Here is a 13,469-nt window from a genome sequence, read left to right on the forward strand (position 1 = left end):
GTATGGAAACCTCTATGAAATCCGCTACACGCCTGTATATCGGCTTGCTATTGACCACGACCCTGTTGTGGTTGTTAGCCGATACTCTGCTGCCTGATCCTTTTACCTATTTTTCCTTTCGCCATGTATTTAACCAGTACAGCGGCGTTATCGCGATTACCGTTATGAGCCTGGCCATGATACTGGCCGCCCGTTCTGCTTGGCTGGAAGTCCACCTGAATGGCCTGGACAAGATGTATCGGCTACACAAGTGGCTGGGTATCACGGCATTGGTCGCCTCAGTCTTGCATTGGTGGTTTGCCAAGGGAACCAAATGGATGGTGGGCTGGGGCTGGCTGGAACGACCGGAGCGCGGGCCAAAACCGGAACAGGTGTACGGGCTGATTGAAGGAATATTCCGTAGTGTGCGCAGTCTGGCCAAGGATGTTGGCGAATGGGCGTTTTATGGTGCGGCGTTGTTGATGGTGCTGGCGTTGATCAAGCGCTTTCCCTATCACTGGTTCAAAAAAACGCACACCCTGATTGCGGTAGCGTATCTGGCTCTGGTTTTTCATGCGGTGGTATTGGTGGAGTTCGATTACTGGTCACAACCGATTGGCTGGTTACTGGCTGTGTTGATGTTGGCAGGAACAGCCGCTGCCTTGTGGATTCTGGCAGGCCGGGTCGGCAAAAGCCGCACGGTGGCTGGCCAGGTGGAGGACGTGACTCGTTATCCGGAGATGCAGTCGATAGCTACCCGTATTCGTCCTGAGCGTGGCTGGCCGGGTCATCAAGCGGGGCAGTTTGCCTTTTTGAAAACCTGCGCTGATGAAGAACCTCATCCTTTCACCATTGCATCGGCCTGGAATCCGGCGGCTCCGGTGCTGGTGTTTATCAGTAAAGCGTTGGGAGATTACACGGCCCGTATGCTGGATGAGCTTGCTCCCGGTACGGCGGTCTCGGTGCAGGGGCCGTATGGTTGTTTCAATTTTGAGGATAGCGCTACGCATCAGATCTGGATTGGTGGGGGGATTGGTATCACGCCTTTTATTGCCCGCATGCAGCAATTACAGCAGCAGCCCGGTTCACAGCAGATTGACCTGTATTATGCGGTGGCCGAGATCAATAGTGACGTTCTCGAGCAGCTGCAAGCTGCTGCTGATCAGGCTGGTGTTACATTACATCTGGTCTTGTCTGGCCAACACCAGCGTCTGACCGCCGCGCAGATCATGGCGGAGCTGCCGACGTGGCGGCAGGCGAGTGTCTGGTTCTGTGGCCCATCGGTATTTGGTCAGCAACTCAAGCGTGATCTGAGTGCTGCCGGTATGCCCAGGGACCAATTCCATCAGGAAATGTTCGAAATGCGTTAGCCCTGCGAATGCCAGCTGCCTGTTCTGTATGATCACTGCCTGAGGCATATTTATATGCCGTTTAATAAGGGGTACTCCGTGACGGTATGGCGCTGGTTAACACCGGGTTTTGTGTGGCAACAGCTGGACTGTATTGATGATGAGGTGAGGGCGGAAAAAGCAGCGTATACCTTGTCTGATCATCAGTACGAACGGCATCGGGTCTGGATGGTCGTGGGCATTGCCTGTCTGTGTCTGACCTTGGTGCATTACGGTAAATACAGTTCGAATCTGGAAGCCTTGATCCGTTGGCTGGATGCTGGCTGGTCGGCTGATGGGCGCTGGATCAACGATTTTATGCGCAGCCAATATCGGTCGCTGTATGGCTATTGCTGGTGGGGAGGCATCCACCTTGTTGGTTTTATCGTGATACCGATGCTGACCATCAAGTGGCTATTCAAACAGCGATTGGGACAGTATGGCTGGCAATGGGGTGAGGTACACAAGCACTGGCCTGGTTATCTGTTTCTGGCGTTACCGATTATGGGGTTTGCTGTGATCGCCAGTTTTGGGGATGACTTTTCCAGGCATTATCCTTTTTACCAGCAGGCGCATCGTAGCGGCCTGGATTTGCTGTCCTGGGAGCTGATTTATATTACGCAGTTTGTGGCGGTGGAGTTCTTTTTTCGTGGCTATTTGGTGAATGGGTTGCGGCGTCAGTTTGGTAGCCTGTCGGTAGCGGTGATGTGCTTGCCTTACTTGATGCTGCATTTTCCGAAGCTCTGGCCAGAGTCATTGGGTGCTATTTTATTCGGTTTTTTTCTGGGCATCCTGGCCTTGATGTCACGCTCGATCTGGGGAGGAGTGGCGGTGCATGTGGCGATTGCCCTGACCATGGATCTGGCCGCGCTGATTCAAACGCGCGGTTTGCCAGATCACTGGTAGCTGCATAGACAGGCTGTTTTCTTGCTTCTGGTGTATCCGTTGGGTCTGCTAGTCCGCCAGCTGTTCATACATGATGGCGACTGCGGACATCTTGTTAAAGATGGACTCACTGGTGACGGAAATCACGGTCGGAACAAAATGGCCCTGTTCATCCAGCTTGAAGCCAGAATTGGAGAATTTCCATTGCGATTTCACCTTGGCTAACGCTGTAGAGATTTCAGATGTATTGGCATTTGAGTCGGTCAGGGAGTTAAGGGAATCATCAAATTCTTTGACCGACTGATCAAAATCCTGCTTCAGGTTTTTACCATCGACGTTCCAGTACAGGGCAAAATAATACTTGGCAATTTTTTGTGTCAGGGTGGTGCCGTGTTCTGATACTTCAATCAAGTGAGCAATCGGTGAGTTGGATTGACGGGCGATGGTCGCCACAGCCTTGTCACAAATAACCAGCAATTCTTCACTTTCCTGAATGATGGCGGTAGCGTTGGCCTGATTTGGCGGGGTAATGATGGCACTGCGGTAGTGCTCCCAGACATTACCAATCGCCTGAATGGATTTGCCAGCAGCGTTGTTCTCGGAATATTCCATCAGTGATTGATAGCGGGCTTCAAAGGTGGCAATGCTTTCATCCAGATCTTTCATCGCTTCATCGGGGCGGATACCCGCACCAATAGCCATATAATCCTTGGCCATACGTTGCGATAGCATACACAGGCTTCCGGTCAGGTATTCTGCTTCAGATAGGGTTAAATCGGCTGCGTGTGAACACAGCGGGAAAAGCAAGGAGAGTGTTAAAGCAGAAGAAGCCAGATATTTCATAGGGTCATATTCACAGTATATTAATAGATGCCTTGACCGGAGTGAACGTGCCAATGAGCGCTGGCGTGGCTTACTTTAGGTCAGTAATTGTTAAATTGTAGTACAACAAAAATGTTTGTATGTTTTATTTTGTGATCAGCTTTGTGTCTTTTTGTGAATGCCACAACAGGGTGGCGCAGACCATATCAATAGGCAGTACGAACGGCAGTACGAACAGATCCCACCGTTATCCTGACTGGGCAGTCGGCAGCAGGCTGCGATACATATAGATCGTGGTGTTTGGATCGTGGTGTTTGGATCGTGGTGTTTGGATCGTGGTGTTTGGATCGTGGTGTTTGGATCGTGGTGCTAGCGACGATGGCGAGTGGGGTTCGGTGAATCCGCCTGGTAATGCAGTCCCGGGAGTGGCTCCCGGGAGCGTAGATCTTCAAATTTCAAATCAGCTGCACAAACTCAGCGTCATTTTGCATTCTGCCAGTACTTGCTGGGCAAAATTAATATAGTCACGAGTGACCAGACCTTCAGGCATGGATTCACGCAACATCAGTACGATGGTCCAGATCCCTTCGGTTGGCATTTGCATTGGCAAGGAGGCAGAGCAATTGCGAAAACAATGTTGCCCGTCGAGACTTCCCAGTGGTTGGCTGGCAATCAGGTAACCGGAGAAATCACCGCCGCGATAATCCGATTCCAGGGCCCATATTTCCAGTACCAATCCACCGCTGACGCTGTCGGCACTGCGGCGGCTGGCCACCTCGGCAACATCCAGGTAGAGGGTTTCACCTTCAATGTGATAACTACAGACGCCGTTGAGCGCCAGTTCTTTTTCGGCAGATGCCAACGGAATTTGCATCAGAGTAGCCATGAACAATATCCTGCGGGGAGTATAGGAAGGAGGCATATCATAGCAGGGAAAATGACCAACAGCAGAGGGCCGGAACAGATAAAATATCCTGTTTCTGGCCTCTGATATGATTACTAACGCATGTTAGTTTTTGGTGGGCGCTGCTTGCGCCTGATTGATGCTGAGGGCCATGGCTTCAGCAACTTTAATGCCGTCGATAGCGGCTGACATAATACCACCGGCATAGCCTGCCCCTTCTCCACTTGGGAACAATCCCTGAGTATTGATGCTTTGTAATGTCTCGTTATCGCGCTTGATGCTGATGGGAGCGGACGTTCGGGTTTCTACTCCGGTAAGCAGGGCGCCATCGAATGAAAACCCTTTGATTTTCTTGTTGAATTCCGGAATGGCTTCGCGGATTGCATCGATGCAGAAGTCCGGTAACGCTTCGGATAAATCCGTCAGCTTGATGCCTGGTTTGAAAGAGGGTTGTACGGTACCGAGTCGGGCCGGTTTTTCGCCGCGCAAAAACGCGCCAACGGTTTGTGCGGGAGCATCGTAGTTACTGCCGCCCATGACATAGGCATGGCTTTCCAGTTGTCGCTGGAACTCGATTCCCGCCAGTGGGCCGCCAGGATAATCAGAAGGATCGATGCCGACGACGACGGCACTGTTGGCATTACGCTCGTTACGGGAATACTGGCTCATGCCATTGGTAACGACACGGTTTTCTTCCGATGTGGCGGCGACAACGGTGCCACCAGGGCACATACAAAAGCTGTAGACTGAGCGGCCGTTCTTGCAATGGTGTACCAGTTTGTAATCGGCAGCGCCAAGAATCGGGTTACCTGCGTTCGGACCAAAGCGGGCCTTGTCGATGACGGATTGTTCGTGCTCGATGCGAAATCCTACAGAGAAGGGTTTGGCTTCGATATACACCCCCCGATTCAGCAGCATTTCAAAGGTATCACGGGCGCTATGGCCAACGGCAAGGGCAATATGGCGGGCATTGATCCGCTCACCACTGGCCAATGTAACGCCCGTTACCTGGCCGTCGTCAATGTGCAGGTCATCCACCCGGGCGCTGAAACGTATTTCGCCGCCGAGCTCAAGGATGCTGGCGCGCATTTGCTCAACCATGGAGACCAGCCGGAAAGTGCCGATATGAGGCTTGCTGACGTAGAGGATTTCTTCTGGTGCTCCGGCAGCAACAAATTCTTGCAGTACCTTGCGGCTGTACTGTTTGGGGTCTTTGACCTGGCTATAAAGTTTGCCATCTGAAAATGTCCCGGCACCTCCTTCACCAAACTGGACGTTGGATTCGGTATTCAACTCCCGCTTGCGCCAAAAACCGAACGTATCCTTGGTGCGTTCGCGGACTTCTTTGCCTCGTTCCAGAATCAGTGGCTTGTAACCCATTTGTGCCAACACCAGACCGGCGAGTAACCCGGCGGGGCCAAAGCCGATAATGACAGGCCGTTCATCCAGAGACGCCGGTGCCTGGGCAACCGGGTGATAGTCCAGATCAGGTGTCGCTTTGACCTGTTGGTGATCGGCGAAGGTTGCCAGTAGCCCGGTTTCGTTTTGTACGTCTACATCCAGTGTATAGATCAGGCGGATTCTGGTTTTTTTGCGGGCATCGTAGCCACGACGAAAGATCTGAAACCCAAGTAACTGCTCTGCCGGTATATTCAACAGCGATAATATGGCGTCTTCCAAAGCCGCATCATCGTGATCTAGGGGAAGCTGGATATTGGACAGTCGTATCATGGGGAATGGGTGTACTCAAAGAATAGGTTGGCATTAAAGGTCGAAATTTTACGTCAAAATGGTGTAAAAATCTGCGCTTGGGCGACCAGAAATGCCCTTGGCCTATTCGCTGAAAAGCGGAGCGATCCCATGGATTCACAAGGCTGCCAGAACGACGTTGGCGGATCGTATCCATTCAGAGGTTGAAATTTTCCGGCGAACCAAAGAGCATGGGCGCATTACATTATAAGGTGTTGTTATGTTGTCTTTTTTTCGTACGGTCAGCTTGCTGGAAGGATTGTCGTATCTGGTAATCTTGAGTGTCACTCTGGGGCTGATTTCACGTGATTATGTCTCTCTGTTAGGGATGACACACGGCGTGTTGTTTATGCTGTACATGGTCTGCTCGCTGCTGGTAGTCAATAGGCAACAGTGGTCAGTTGGTGTTTGGGTGCTGGTGTTGCTGGCTTCTTTGATCCCCTTTGCTTTTATTCCGGTTGAACTCTTTTTACGTAAACAAGCGGTGCGCCCGGTAGCTGCTTCCTAGCCTGCAGCAACAGGGGGTGATTCGGATATGATCTGGCGCAGCGGTCTCGTTCAAGGGCTGCGCCAGAGACGGATTACCGTATGACTACGGTACCGGTATGGTCAGATACGTTGCAGTTGCTTTTCCAGGTCATGCACCTTGCGGCGAGCAAGTGCCAGGTTGGAGGTACTTTTGTTCAGTACCAGGTAGAGGAACAGCCCTTCGTTGCTGATGCTGGGGCAAATAATATGTAACTGGCTCTCCAGCGTGATCAGAATATCTTCAATTCTTCCTTGGACCCCCAGGCTGGCCATCACTTTTAACTTGGCTTTGACTACTTCACTGTTGCCTGCGGCAGCCAATTCCAGGTCGACGCCACTGCCGGCACTGCCCAATAGCATGCCTGATGTGTAATCGACTACGGCAGCTCCCATTGCACCGTCAATATTTGCCATGCCGTTGACGGTATCACTGATCGTTAACATATGGATCTCCTTATCGTATTTTATGATGTGTGGTGCTCTAAAATATTCTATATGGCGATTGTTACTCTCTGATTTCAATTCGTTTTATAATTGCTCTCAATTGGCCAATGTTCATGCTGTCTGTTGCAGAAGCTGTCAATATATAATCATTTTCTTGGATCGTTAAGGATGTAAATATGATATTTCCATTGTCAGACTCAATGAATGCTGTCTGAAACGGCTTGGATAAAATTTGGCGTGCAACTGCATTACTGACGGAGTAAAGGGTGCTGGAGGCTGCAGCCATGGTATCGGCTTCAAATGATATGCCATTTTTGAGAATGTTGATAACAGGAAAGCCATCGAGTGTAGACAGACAGAGGCATTCTATCTCACTGTGTCTTGCCAAGTGTTCTGAGAATATTGCTTTTATTTTTTGATGTAAATTGTCAGAAATCATCATTGGGGTTGGCCTCTGTTGTTATACATTCTTCATCTATTTGAAGCGACAAGAATATTTCCAATAATAACAATGAAGACTCCTTGTCTCGAGGGTCTACCGGAATGATAGGGGCAACCAGTTGATGTTTGGATAAAACATGTTCAATATAATCGATTAATACTTCCATATCATCAGTTGGAGCCTGTTCACAGTGACTGATACCGATAATCAGTGGCGTTTTGGTCTGGCCTGGCTGGAAAAAGGTGAGAATCTGGTCGAGTTCCTCCAGGTTAAGGCCGTCACCGTATTTTACCAGGATAAATAATCCCCATAGGCCATTGCGAACCATATTCCACAGCATGCTGAAGCGCTTTTGTCCTGGTAGTCCATATAAACCAAGAGCGGTCTGTTCATCGAGTGACAGGCGGCCGTAGTCGATGCCAACGGTTGTAAACTCTTTACCAATATCGACGCTGGAGCGGGCTTCAGTAGCGAAGGGTGAAATTTCACTGATGGTTTGGATGATCTGGGTCTTTCCAGCGCCTACTTCGCCAACAATTGCCAGTTTTTTATAAATTCGATCCATCTTTACATCGCCTTGCGGGAACTGGTTAGAAAGCGCTTCATCAGTGAACCAAAACGATCCAGTGGGGCGGGCTGGCTAACAGATTTTTCAGCTACCTTGAGGTGTTGTTCTGCTGGTGCTTCATTGACGATCAGGACCCCCAGCTTGATGAGTGCCGACAGTAATGCTTTCAGCTCGGGTTCCGATGCCCAGATACCCTTGTTGTATAAGGTCTGATAGGAAATCTTATGATGACTTAATAAACTGCAGGTTTTCATGATGGGGGGCGTGAGTTGTAACTGGGTCGGTTTTGGCCAGGCTGAAAGACTCAATAATTTATGTTCAAAATCAATACTGGCGGGTGATTGTGGCGACTTAGTACAGGCAAGAGGAGCCGCTTCAGATATACTGGGATGCGAATGTTCTGGAGGTTCGGGTGGTTTGGCTGAGGGGAAAAAAGTATCAAAAATAAGCTGATCTTCTGGTGAGCCAAGAGTGATAGAAGGAATGACTTTTTTCCTGAGATTGAAAAGATAGTCAGCATGGGCTTCAGATTGCTTGTCAAAAAACTTCAATCGCCAATGAGTAAATATTACCTTGTTGATATTCTGATTGAACAAAATGGAAATATATTTAATACGATGGTCACGCCGGATTCGATACAGGTTGGTGGCTAAACTGTCAGGGTTGCCTTCAAGAATCAGGAGGAAATTATCATCAAAAGCAATAAATATACCATTTGACTCATGTGACAATCTGTACGATCTTAGTTCGTTGAATATATCGAGAATATAGGCTGAGTGATTGTCAAAAGCCCCGGTCTGAAGGGTTCCTATGCATCCAATTCGCTTCATAATATTTGACCACCTTTCCTTTGTAGGCTATTTGAACGATCACTTATGGGCCATTGACTATGGCATGACTGCTATAAACACGTGGTGCTATGCGATATCTAAGGCTGATTGATCATGGTCACTGCTCCTGAATGAACTTACTCTCCCTTAAGTCATTACATTATAAATGGTTATTACTCCTTTAAAGATAGTTGGGTAGCTGGATGCAGACTTTAAAAATCGTTGCGCGGTGCTTCGGTCTGCTGTGATTTTTTGATGCTAGCAGCCATTGCATCAGGCATCAACCGGTTTTGGGGTTGGTTGGCAGGTACTCATTGAGATACTTATTAATAGTCAGGAAGGTTCCGATACTTCGGATAAATTTCCCTTATATCTACTTCTACGGAGTAGTAATGGCTGGACTGCTCTGCTTGGAGATAGTTCCCAATTAAAAAGCCAAAGTGTCAGGGAATTGCCATGTACTGTGTAACGGTGCAAAGCTGTGCAATACCTGTCCTGGTGTCATTTTTAACAGCTGATTATTTCCTATACTCGGTACAACGCTGATGATTTGAATCATTCAGCCATGAGCTCCAACAGGAGCAAGGAATCGACAGGAGATAATCATGACACATATTTTAACGAACTCTCGTAAAGCAGTTGCTGGTGGCATGCTGGCTATTTTGCTGGGCACCACATCGATCATGGCGATAGCGGCTGATGACCGACCAGATAAAGCCAAGGGCATGAAGGATGGCCAGGCTTGCGTTGACGAAAGAAGTGGTGGTTTTGGAATGCATCGTCGCGATCAAGACGGTATGGGTATGGGTATGGGTATGGGCCAGGGCATGGAACGCATGGACGGACGGTACAAATTGGCGTTTCGTGGCCTCGACTTGACGGATAAGCAACGTGACGATATTCGGGATATCCGCGATAGCATGCAGAAAGATCGTTGGGCTGTGACTGGTAAAATGATGGATGCGCACAACAAGATTCGTGATTTGCGCGAGGCCGATAAGTTTGATGCAAAAGCCATCAACAAAGCCTACGAAGAGCTGGCTGAGCTGTACCAGGAAATGTTCATGATTGGTGTTCAGGCCAAAACCAGCATGGTGTCTTTGTTGACTACTGAACAGCGTCAGCAATTGAAGGAAGAGCGTCATCATGGTGCTCGCGGCTAATGGCTTAGTCTCTGGGCTTTTCTGATTTGGCTCCACGCCTGCGCGTGGAGCTTGTTTGCTTCGTACCACATCTGCAATACATCCTTCTGTATCACCCCTCTATCAATCCAGATCGGCAGTTTGGGCTTTTCAAGCCACTGTGATGGTTGTGTATGTCAGTACCAATAAAAGCATATCTAAAAGATATATTTTGTATATACTATTGCTATCTTTGGACGTGAGGGGATTTCCATGGCTGTAGATGAAACGGATAACAAGCCTGCCAGGCGTAAGGCAAGTAAGAAAGATGCCCAACTGCTTATTCGTATCAGCAGCGCAGAGCGGGATGAATTCATCAGTCTTTGCGAAGAGCTGGATACCAGTGCAGCCCGAGAGATCCGCCGGTTTATTCGTACGTTTGTACGAGAAAACATCCACGATTGAAGATAATTCACGCGTAACAATATCAGTCAGTAGTACTGACAGGAGCGATAAGTATGAGCAAGAAAACCAACGTATCCAAAAAAGTCGTTAGCCTGAAGAAAGCGATCAAGGCACGCAAAGCCAAAGTTGCCAAGCATGAAGGCAAACTGAAGCAACTGAAAAAGCAGCTGAAAAAAGCCGCTTGATATCCGTGATCGTCATGGCCGTTTAGCCTGCCATGGACGTGACCGCGACACTGCCAGTCTGGCGGTGACAGAACCCCGCCTTGTGCGGGGTTCTGAGTTTTGGGGGAAAGCAATCCATTAGCGCCCTCGCTAGCGAATCTCAAGATAAGGCAGCCAGCGTGATTTGGGGTCTGTTTCATCACGTTCTGCTGCGCTGATGGGCGGAATATCGAGGTTGTCCGGGGGAGAAGCCAGCAGGTTCAAATCCACGGCTTGTGCTGTTCCCTTGATGATTCCGTCTTCAATCCGCAAGTCGTAATAAATACCGTTCCAGAAGTTGGCACCAAACTCCGCTGGCTGTTTATACATAAACAGCAGGTCGTGGGAGAGCCAGACAAGGTTGTCCGGGGTCAGGGTATGGGGCTGGGTGTAGGGGTACGACAGATGGCACATCAGTTCTGGCCCTTCGAGGCATTTCATCTCTTTCATGGAGAGGAAAAAGTCCTTGAACTTGTCATGGTGCCGCTGCAGCTGATAGCTGATCTGTGTGCCGCTGGTATCAAACGTCACCCGACCAATATCGATGGCATTGCCTTTTTTATCGATCAGGAAAATGGTTTTTTCACCATCCAGAGCGTTTGCGTAAGCTCCGGGGATATAAACCGTCGTGATGATGAGGAAACTCATCAAAATAAATGCTCTGGCTTGTTGCAACATACAACCTCCTGCAGGGGCGTCGCTTGCGTTGTTATTATTGTGCGATATATGAACAGTCTGGGCAGTGTATCGGGCAGTCAGGGGATTACCATGCTGCTTGGGTACTGGATTGGATGTCGATCAGGTATTAATGGTGGTGAGGCGCTGTTGCCAGGCATGGCAGCTGCAGAGTATGTGATACCGTGCTGGCAAGCGGTGGAGCAGGAGGGTTTGAGTTGCTGCGAGGACGTGTTGATTGACAGTGACGGGCCAGTGGCCCGTCACTGTCAGGGATATCAGGCTTTGCTGAAAACCGCGCAAAACATGGTATCGCTATCGATGCCAGGAGCACCCAGCAGTGTCTGTTTGACCAACACAAAGTCTGGATTGGCTTCGAGAAAACGATGACAGACGCTTTCGTTTTCTTCCACTTGCCAGCTGCAAGTGGCGTAGATCAAGCGGCCGCTGGCACGCAGTGCTTTGGCGGCACGGTCGAGCAGGTTGAACTGTAATAGATGCAGTTCTTTGGTGTTGTCTGGCGTCAGACGCCAGCGCGCGTCCGGATTGCGGCGCCAGGTACCGGCATTGGTACAGGGAGCGTCAACCAGAATACGGTCAAAGCCTTGTTGGCGGGCAATCTCGATGGGCAGGCGCAGCGGTGCTTCGCCATCCCAGACAAAGTTGCGGATATTGGCGATGGCGGCGCGTTTGGCGCGTTTTTTTAATTCATCGAGCTTGTACTGGTGCAAATCCGTGGCAATCACCGCGCCTTTTTTACCCAGCGCAGAAGCCAGTGTCAGGGTTTTGCCACCGGCTCCGGCACAGGCATCCCAGATTTTCTGTCCTGGCTGGACATCAACCAGCTCACAGATCAACTGGCTGGCAGCATCCTGGATTTCAACTCTGCCGGCTTTGAAGGCATCACTGCGGGTGACGTCATTGCCGCCTTCGGCAGCGTGAACGGTATGGGTCTGGCCATCCAGGCTGACAGGGTACTGACGGACGATGACGCCATCACGTTTCAGTGCCCGTTCGAGTGATTCATCATCGGCACTGGTTTTACTGGCGACCTGACGCAACCACAGTGGTGGTCGGCGGGTTTGTTGTTCAATCCAGTGCTGCAGGGTGTCGTCGCTCCAGCCGGATTTTTCGGCCCGACGTTTGAGCGCCGGTTCCCAGCCTGGACGCAGACCATGCCATAACAGAAACAGGGCGTTGTCTGCAGACTGCGCCACCCGTTGGCTGAATTCGGCAAAATGCTCGCGGCGGGCTTTTTGCTGGGCGATTTCCGGCAGACGCCAGTCGGCTTCATTGCGTAACTGCAGCCAGTACCAGAAATGTTGCGGGTCGGCCTCGGTGGTGTCATTCGGCGACCAGGATTGATCCCATCCGACCCAGTCGTCGAACCCCGGGTCCTGGAAGCTATGCTCCAGCGCGTCGGCCAGTTGGCGATAACGCATGGCGTCCATCATGGCGTTGTCGATCGCCATGCGGTAACCACCGTGATAACGCTTCTGGTATTTGGCGCGTTGCTTCAGCCAGCGGTCAAGCGGCGGGTGAGGGATGGTATCCAGCCAGTCCTGCCAAACGGTCAGCAGGTCGGAGTAGGTAATCAGAAAAGTATCCTGGTGGGTCATTCGGCGTTCACAGCTGTAAAAAATCAGTGCCCAGTTTACCCGAATATACGGTGATCGTTGTGCTGTTTTGTGTGTTCGCTGGTAATCCCGTTTTCATAAGGCATAATGCCCGCTTTTTCTGAAGGGGTAATCCGATGAGCATTGAGCATACTTTGCTGGAACGTAGCAACCACAGCTGTGAATTATGCGGTGCGACAGATGATCTGTCGCCGTGGGCAGTGCCGCCGCAAGAGCTGGCGTCGTCGGATAACCATATTCTGTTGTGTCCTCACTGTCTGGCGCAGATTGAAGGGGCCGAACTGGATCAGAATCACTGGCGTTGCCTGAACGACAGCATGTGGAGTCAGGTGCCGGTGGTTCAGGTGATGGCTTACCGCATGCTGAAGCGCTTGAGCACCGAGACCTGGGCCCAGGATCTGATGGACATGCTGTATCTGGAAGACGATACCCGCAAGTGGGCCGAAGCCGGAGCAGCCGCTGAGGATGAGGAGCCAACCCTGGATGTGAATGGTGTGGCCCTGGCGGCCGGCGACAACGTGACACTGATCAAGGATCTGGATGTCAAAGGTACCAGTATGACGGCGAAACGCGGCACCGCGGTACGAGGGATTTCGTTAAGCGATAATCCCAAGCACATTGAAGGTCGTGTAAATGGCCAGCGGATTGTGATTATTGCGGCTTACTGCAAAAAATCCTGATACCCCACCCCAATGTTTGCGCCCTGTGGGCCAAAAGCAAATCACCGACGGGGCTGGGCCTCGTCGGTGTGTTATGTTCGTTCCTTTATCCTTTAATAGTCTCTTATAGTCTCTGCGTATTATCTCTTCTGTTTGCTGCTGGGCAGCCC

At 50.4% G+C, this 13,469-nt stretch carries 16 protein-coding genes; 7 read left to right on the forward strand and 9 right to left on the reverse strand.

All coding sequences use genetic code 11. The features are described from left to right. The first annotated feature begins 14 nt into the window (after positions 1–14). Together Q8W24_RS08435 and Q8W24_RS08440 are read left to right on the forward strand one after the other, a co-directional pair. The gene (locus tag Q8W24_RS08435) at positions 15–1,349 is read left to right on the forward strand and encodes a ferric reductase-like transmembrane domain-containing protein (protein WP_305475027.1); all 1,335 of its coding nucleotides are present in this window, start codon (positions 15–17) and stop codon (positions 1,347–1,349) included. A gap of 54 nt (positions 1,350–1,403) precedes the next feature. Then, positions 1,404–2,273, forward strand: a complete 870-nt coding sequence (locus Q8W24_RS08440) for a CPBP family intramembrane glutamic endopeptidase (RefSeq protein WP_305451958.1) — start codon at positions 1,404–1,406, stop codon at positions 2,271–2,273. Positions 2,274–2,321: 48 nt separating this feature from the next. On the opposite strand, the gene Q8W24_RS08445 is transcribed toward Q8W24_RS08440, so the two are convergent. From Q8W24_RS08445 to Q8W24_RS08455, 3 genes are all read right to left on the reverse strand, one after another. Continuing rightward, positions 2,322–3,095: a type IV pili methyl-accepting chemotaxis transducer N-terminal domain-containing protein gene (locus Q8W24_RS08445; protein ID WP_303433460.1), complete on the reverse strand. Its 774-nt coding sequence runs from the start codon at positions 3,093–3,095 to the stop codon at positions 2,322–2,324. Between the two features lie 439 nt (positions 3,096–3,534). Beyond that, a complete protein-coding gene (locus tag Q8W24_RS08450; protein ID WP_303433458.1) occupies positions 3,535–3,960 on the reverse strand; it encodes a hypothetical protein in 426 nt (141 codons plus the stop codon). A gap of 123 nt (positions 3,961–4,083) precedes the next feature. After that, positions 4,084–5,709: an NAD(P)/FAD-dependent oxidoreductase gene (locus Q8W24_RS08455; RefSeq protein WP_305475029.1), complete on the reverse strand. Its 1,626-nt coding sequence runs from the start codon at positions 5,707–5,709 to the stop codon at positions 4,084–4,086. Between the two features lie 238 nt (positions 5,710–5,947). On the opposite strand from Q8W24_RS08455, the gene Q8W24_RS08460 reads away from it, so the two are divergent. After that, on the forward strand, positions 5,948–6,235 hold the full coding sequence (locus tag Q8W24_RS08460) for a DUF3817 domain-containing protein (protein WP_305475031.1): 288 nt from the start codon (positions 5,948–5,950) through the stop codon (positions 6,233–6,235). A 101-nt stretch (positions 6,236–6,336) separates the two neighbouring features. Here the strand turns inward: Q8W24_RS08460 and Q8W24_RS08465 are convergent, their stop codons facing one another. The 4 genes from Q8W24_RS08465 to Q8W24_RS08480 all read right to left on the reverse strand — a co-directional run bounded on the left by Q8W24_RS08465 (position 6,337) and on the right by Q8W24_RS08480 (position 8,539). Then, complete coding sequence (locus Q8W24_RS08465; RefSeq protein ID WP_303433453.1) at positions 6,337–6,699, reverse strand: hypothetical protein; 363 nt, start codon at positions 6,697–6,699, stop codon at positions 6,337–6,339. A gap of 61 nt (positions 6,700–6,760) precedes the next feature. Then, positions 6,761–7,141, reverse strand: coding sequence for a roadblock/LC7 domain-containing protein (locus Q8W24_RS08470; RefSeq protein ID WP_303433452.1), 381 nt, complete (start codon positions 7,139–7,141; stop codon positions 6,761–6,763). Beyond that, positions 7,128–7,706: an ATP/GTP-binding protein gene (locus tag Q8W24_RS08475; protein ID WP_305415414.1), complete on the reverse strand. Its 579-nt coding sequence runs from the start codon at positions 7,704–7,706 to the stop codon at positions 7,128–7,130. The genes Q8W24_RS08470 and Q8W24_RS08475 overlap by 14 nt, the downstream gene beginning before the upstream one ends. Before the next feature lie 2 nt (positions 7,707–7,708). Beyond that, positions 7,709–8,539, reverse strand: coding sequence for a BLUF domain-containing protein (locus Q8W24_RS08480; protein ID WP_305475033.1), 831 nt, complete (start codon positions 8,537–8,539; stop codon positions 7,709–7,711). Between the two features lie 605 nt (positions 8,540–9,144). Between Q8W24_RS08480 and Q8W24_RS08485 the strand changes: the two genes are divergently transcribed. From Q8W24_RS08485 to Q8W24_RS08495, 3 genes are all read left to right on the forward strand, one after another. Next, positions 9,145–9,702 carry a Spy/CpxP family protein refolding chaperone gene (locus Q8W24_RS08485; protein WP_305475035.1) on the forward strand — a complete coding sequence of 186 codons (558 nt, stop codon included), beginning with the start codon at positions 9,145–9,147 and terminating at the stop codon, positions 9,700–9,702. 231 nt (positions 9,703–9,933) lie between these two features. Continuing rightward, positions 9,934–10,125, forward strand: coding sequence for a hypothetical protein (locus Q8W24_RS08490; RefSeq protein ID WP_305475036.1), 192 nt, complete (start codon positions 9,934–9,936; stop codon positions 10,123–10,125). A 53-nt stretch (positions 10,126–10,178) separates the two neighbouring features. Continuing rightward, entirely contained in the window at positions 10,179–10,310 is a 132-nt protein-coding gene (locus Q8W24_RS08495; protein WP_303433444.1) for a hypothetical protein, read from the forward strand. A gap of 129 nt (positions 10,311–10,439) precedes the next feature. Here the strand turns inward: Q8W24_RS08495 and Q8W24_RS08500 are convergent, their stop codons facing one another. Both Q8W24_RS08500 and Q8W24_RS08505 read right to left on the reverse strand, forming a co-directional pair. Then, a complete protein-coding gene (locus tag Q8W24_RS08500) occupies positions 10,440–11,006 on the reverse strand; it encodes a hypothetical protein (RefSeq protein WP_305415411.1) in 567 nt (188 codons plus the stop codon). Between the two features lie 275 nt (positions 11,007–11,281). Further along, positions 11,282–12,622 carry an RsmB/NOP family class I SAM-dependent RNA methyltransferase gene (locus Q8W24_RS08505; RefSeq protein ID WP_305475037.1) on the reverse strand — a complete coding sequence of 447 codons (1,341 nt, stop codon included), beginning with the start codon at positions 12,620–12,622 and terminating at the stop codon, positions 11,282–11,284. 134 nt (positions 12,623–12,756) lie between these two features. Here Q8W24_RS08505 and Q8W24_RS08510 point away from each other — a divergent pair, with 134 nt between their 5' ends. Beyond that, complete coding sequence (locus Q8W24_RS08510; RefSeq protein ID WP_303433439.1) at positions 12,757–13,320, forward strand: alkylphosphonate utilization protein; 564 nt, start codon at positions 12,757–12,759, stop codon at positions 13,318–13,320. The last annotated feature ends 149 nt before the right edge of the window (positions 13,321–13,469 follow it).

The organism is Oceanobacter sp. 4_MG-2023, assembly GCF_030689165.1.
Classification (GTDB): Bacteria; Pseudomonadota; Gammaproteobacteria; order Pseudomonadales; family Oceanobacteraceae; genus Oceanobacter.

Coding starts and splice junctions, on each gene's coding strand:
- Q8W24_RS08470 (WP_303433452.1), bottom strand. CDS start 7,141: ATGATGATTTCTGACAATTTACATCAAAAAATAAAAGCAATATTCTCA.
- Q8W24_RS08450 (WP_303433458.1), bottom strand. CDS start 3,960: ATGGCTACTCTGATGCAAATTCCGTTGGCATCTGCCGAAAAAGAACTG.
- Q8W24_RS08510 (WP_303433439.1), top strand. CDS start 12,757: ATGAGCATTGAGCATACTTTGCTGGAACGTAGCAACCACAGCTGTGAA.
- Q8W24_RS08445 (WP_303433460.1), bottom strand. CDS start 3,095: ATGAAATATCTGGCTTCTTCTGCTTTAACACTCTCCTTGCTTTTCCCG.
- Q8W24_RS08435 (WP_305475027.1), top strand. CDS start 15: ATGAAATCCGCTACACGCCTGTATATCGGCTTGCTATTGACCACGACC.
- Q8W24_RS08485 (WP_305475035.1), top strand. CDS start 9,145: ATGACACATATTTTAACGAACTCTCGTAAAGCAGTTGCTGGTGGCATG.
- Q8W24_RS08440 (WP_305451958.1), top strand. CDS start 1,404: ATGCCGTTTAATAAGGGGTACTCCGTGACGGTATGGCGCTGGTTAACA.
- Q8W24_RS08500 (WP_305415411.1), bottom strand. CDS start 11,006: ATGTTGCAACAAGCCAGAGCATTTATTTTGATGAGTTTCCTCATCATC.
- Q8W24_RS08455 (WP_305475029.1), bottom strand. CDS start 5,709: ATGATACGACTGTCCAATATCCAGCTTCCCCTAGATCACGATGATGCG.
- Q8W24_RS08475 (WP_305415414.1), bottom strand. CDS start 7,706: ATGGATCGAATTTATAAAAAACTGGCAATTGTTGGCGAAGTAGGCGCT.
- Q8W24_RS08495 (WP_303433444.1), top strand. CDS start 10,179: ATGAGCAAGAAAACCAACGTATCCAAAAAAGTCGTTAGCCTGAAGAAA.
- Q8W24_RS08460 (WP_305475031.1), top strand. CDS start 5,948: ATGTTGTCTTTTTTTCGTACGGTCAGCTTGCTGGAAGGATTGTCGTAT.
- Q8W24_RS08505 (WP_305475037.1), bottom strand. CDS start 12,622: ATGACCCACCAGGATACTTTTCTGATTACCTACTCCGACCTGCTGACC.
- Q8W24_RS08465 (WP_303433453.1), bottom strand. CDS start 6,699: ATGTTAACGATCAGTGATACCGTCAACGGCATGGCAAATATTGACGGT.
- Q8W24_RS08480 (WP_305475033.1), bottom strand. CDS start 8,539: ATGAAGCGAATTGGATGCATAGGAACCCTTCAGACCGGGGCTTTTGAC.
- Q8W24_RS08490 (WP_305475036.1), top strand. CDS start 9,934: ATGGCTGTAGATGAAACGGATAACAAGCCTGCCAGGCGTAAGGCAAGT.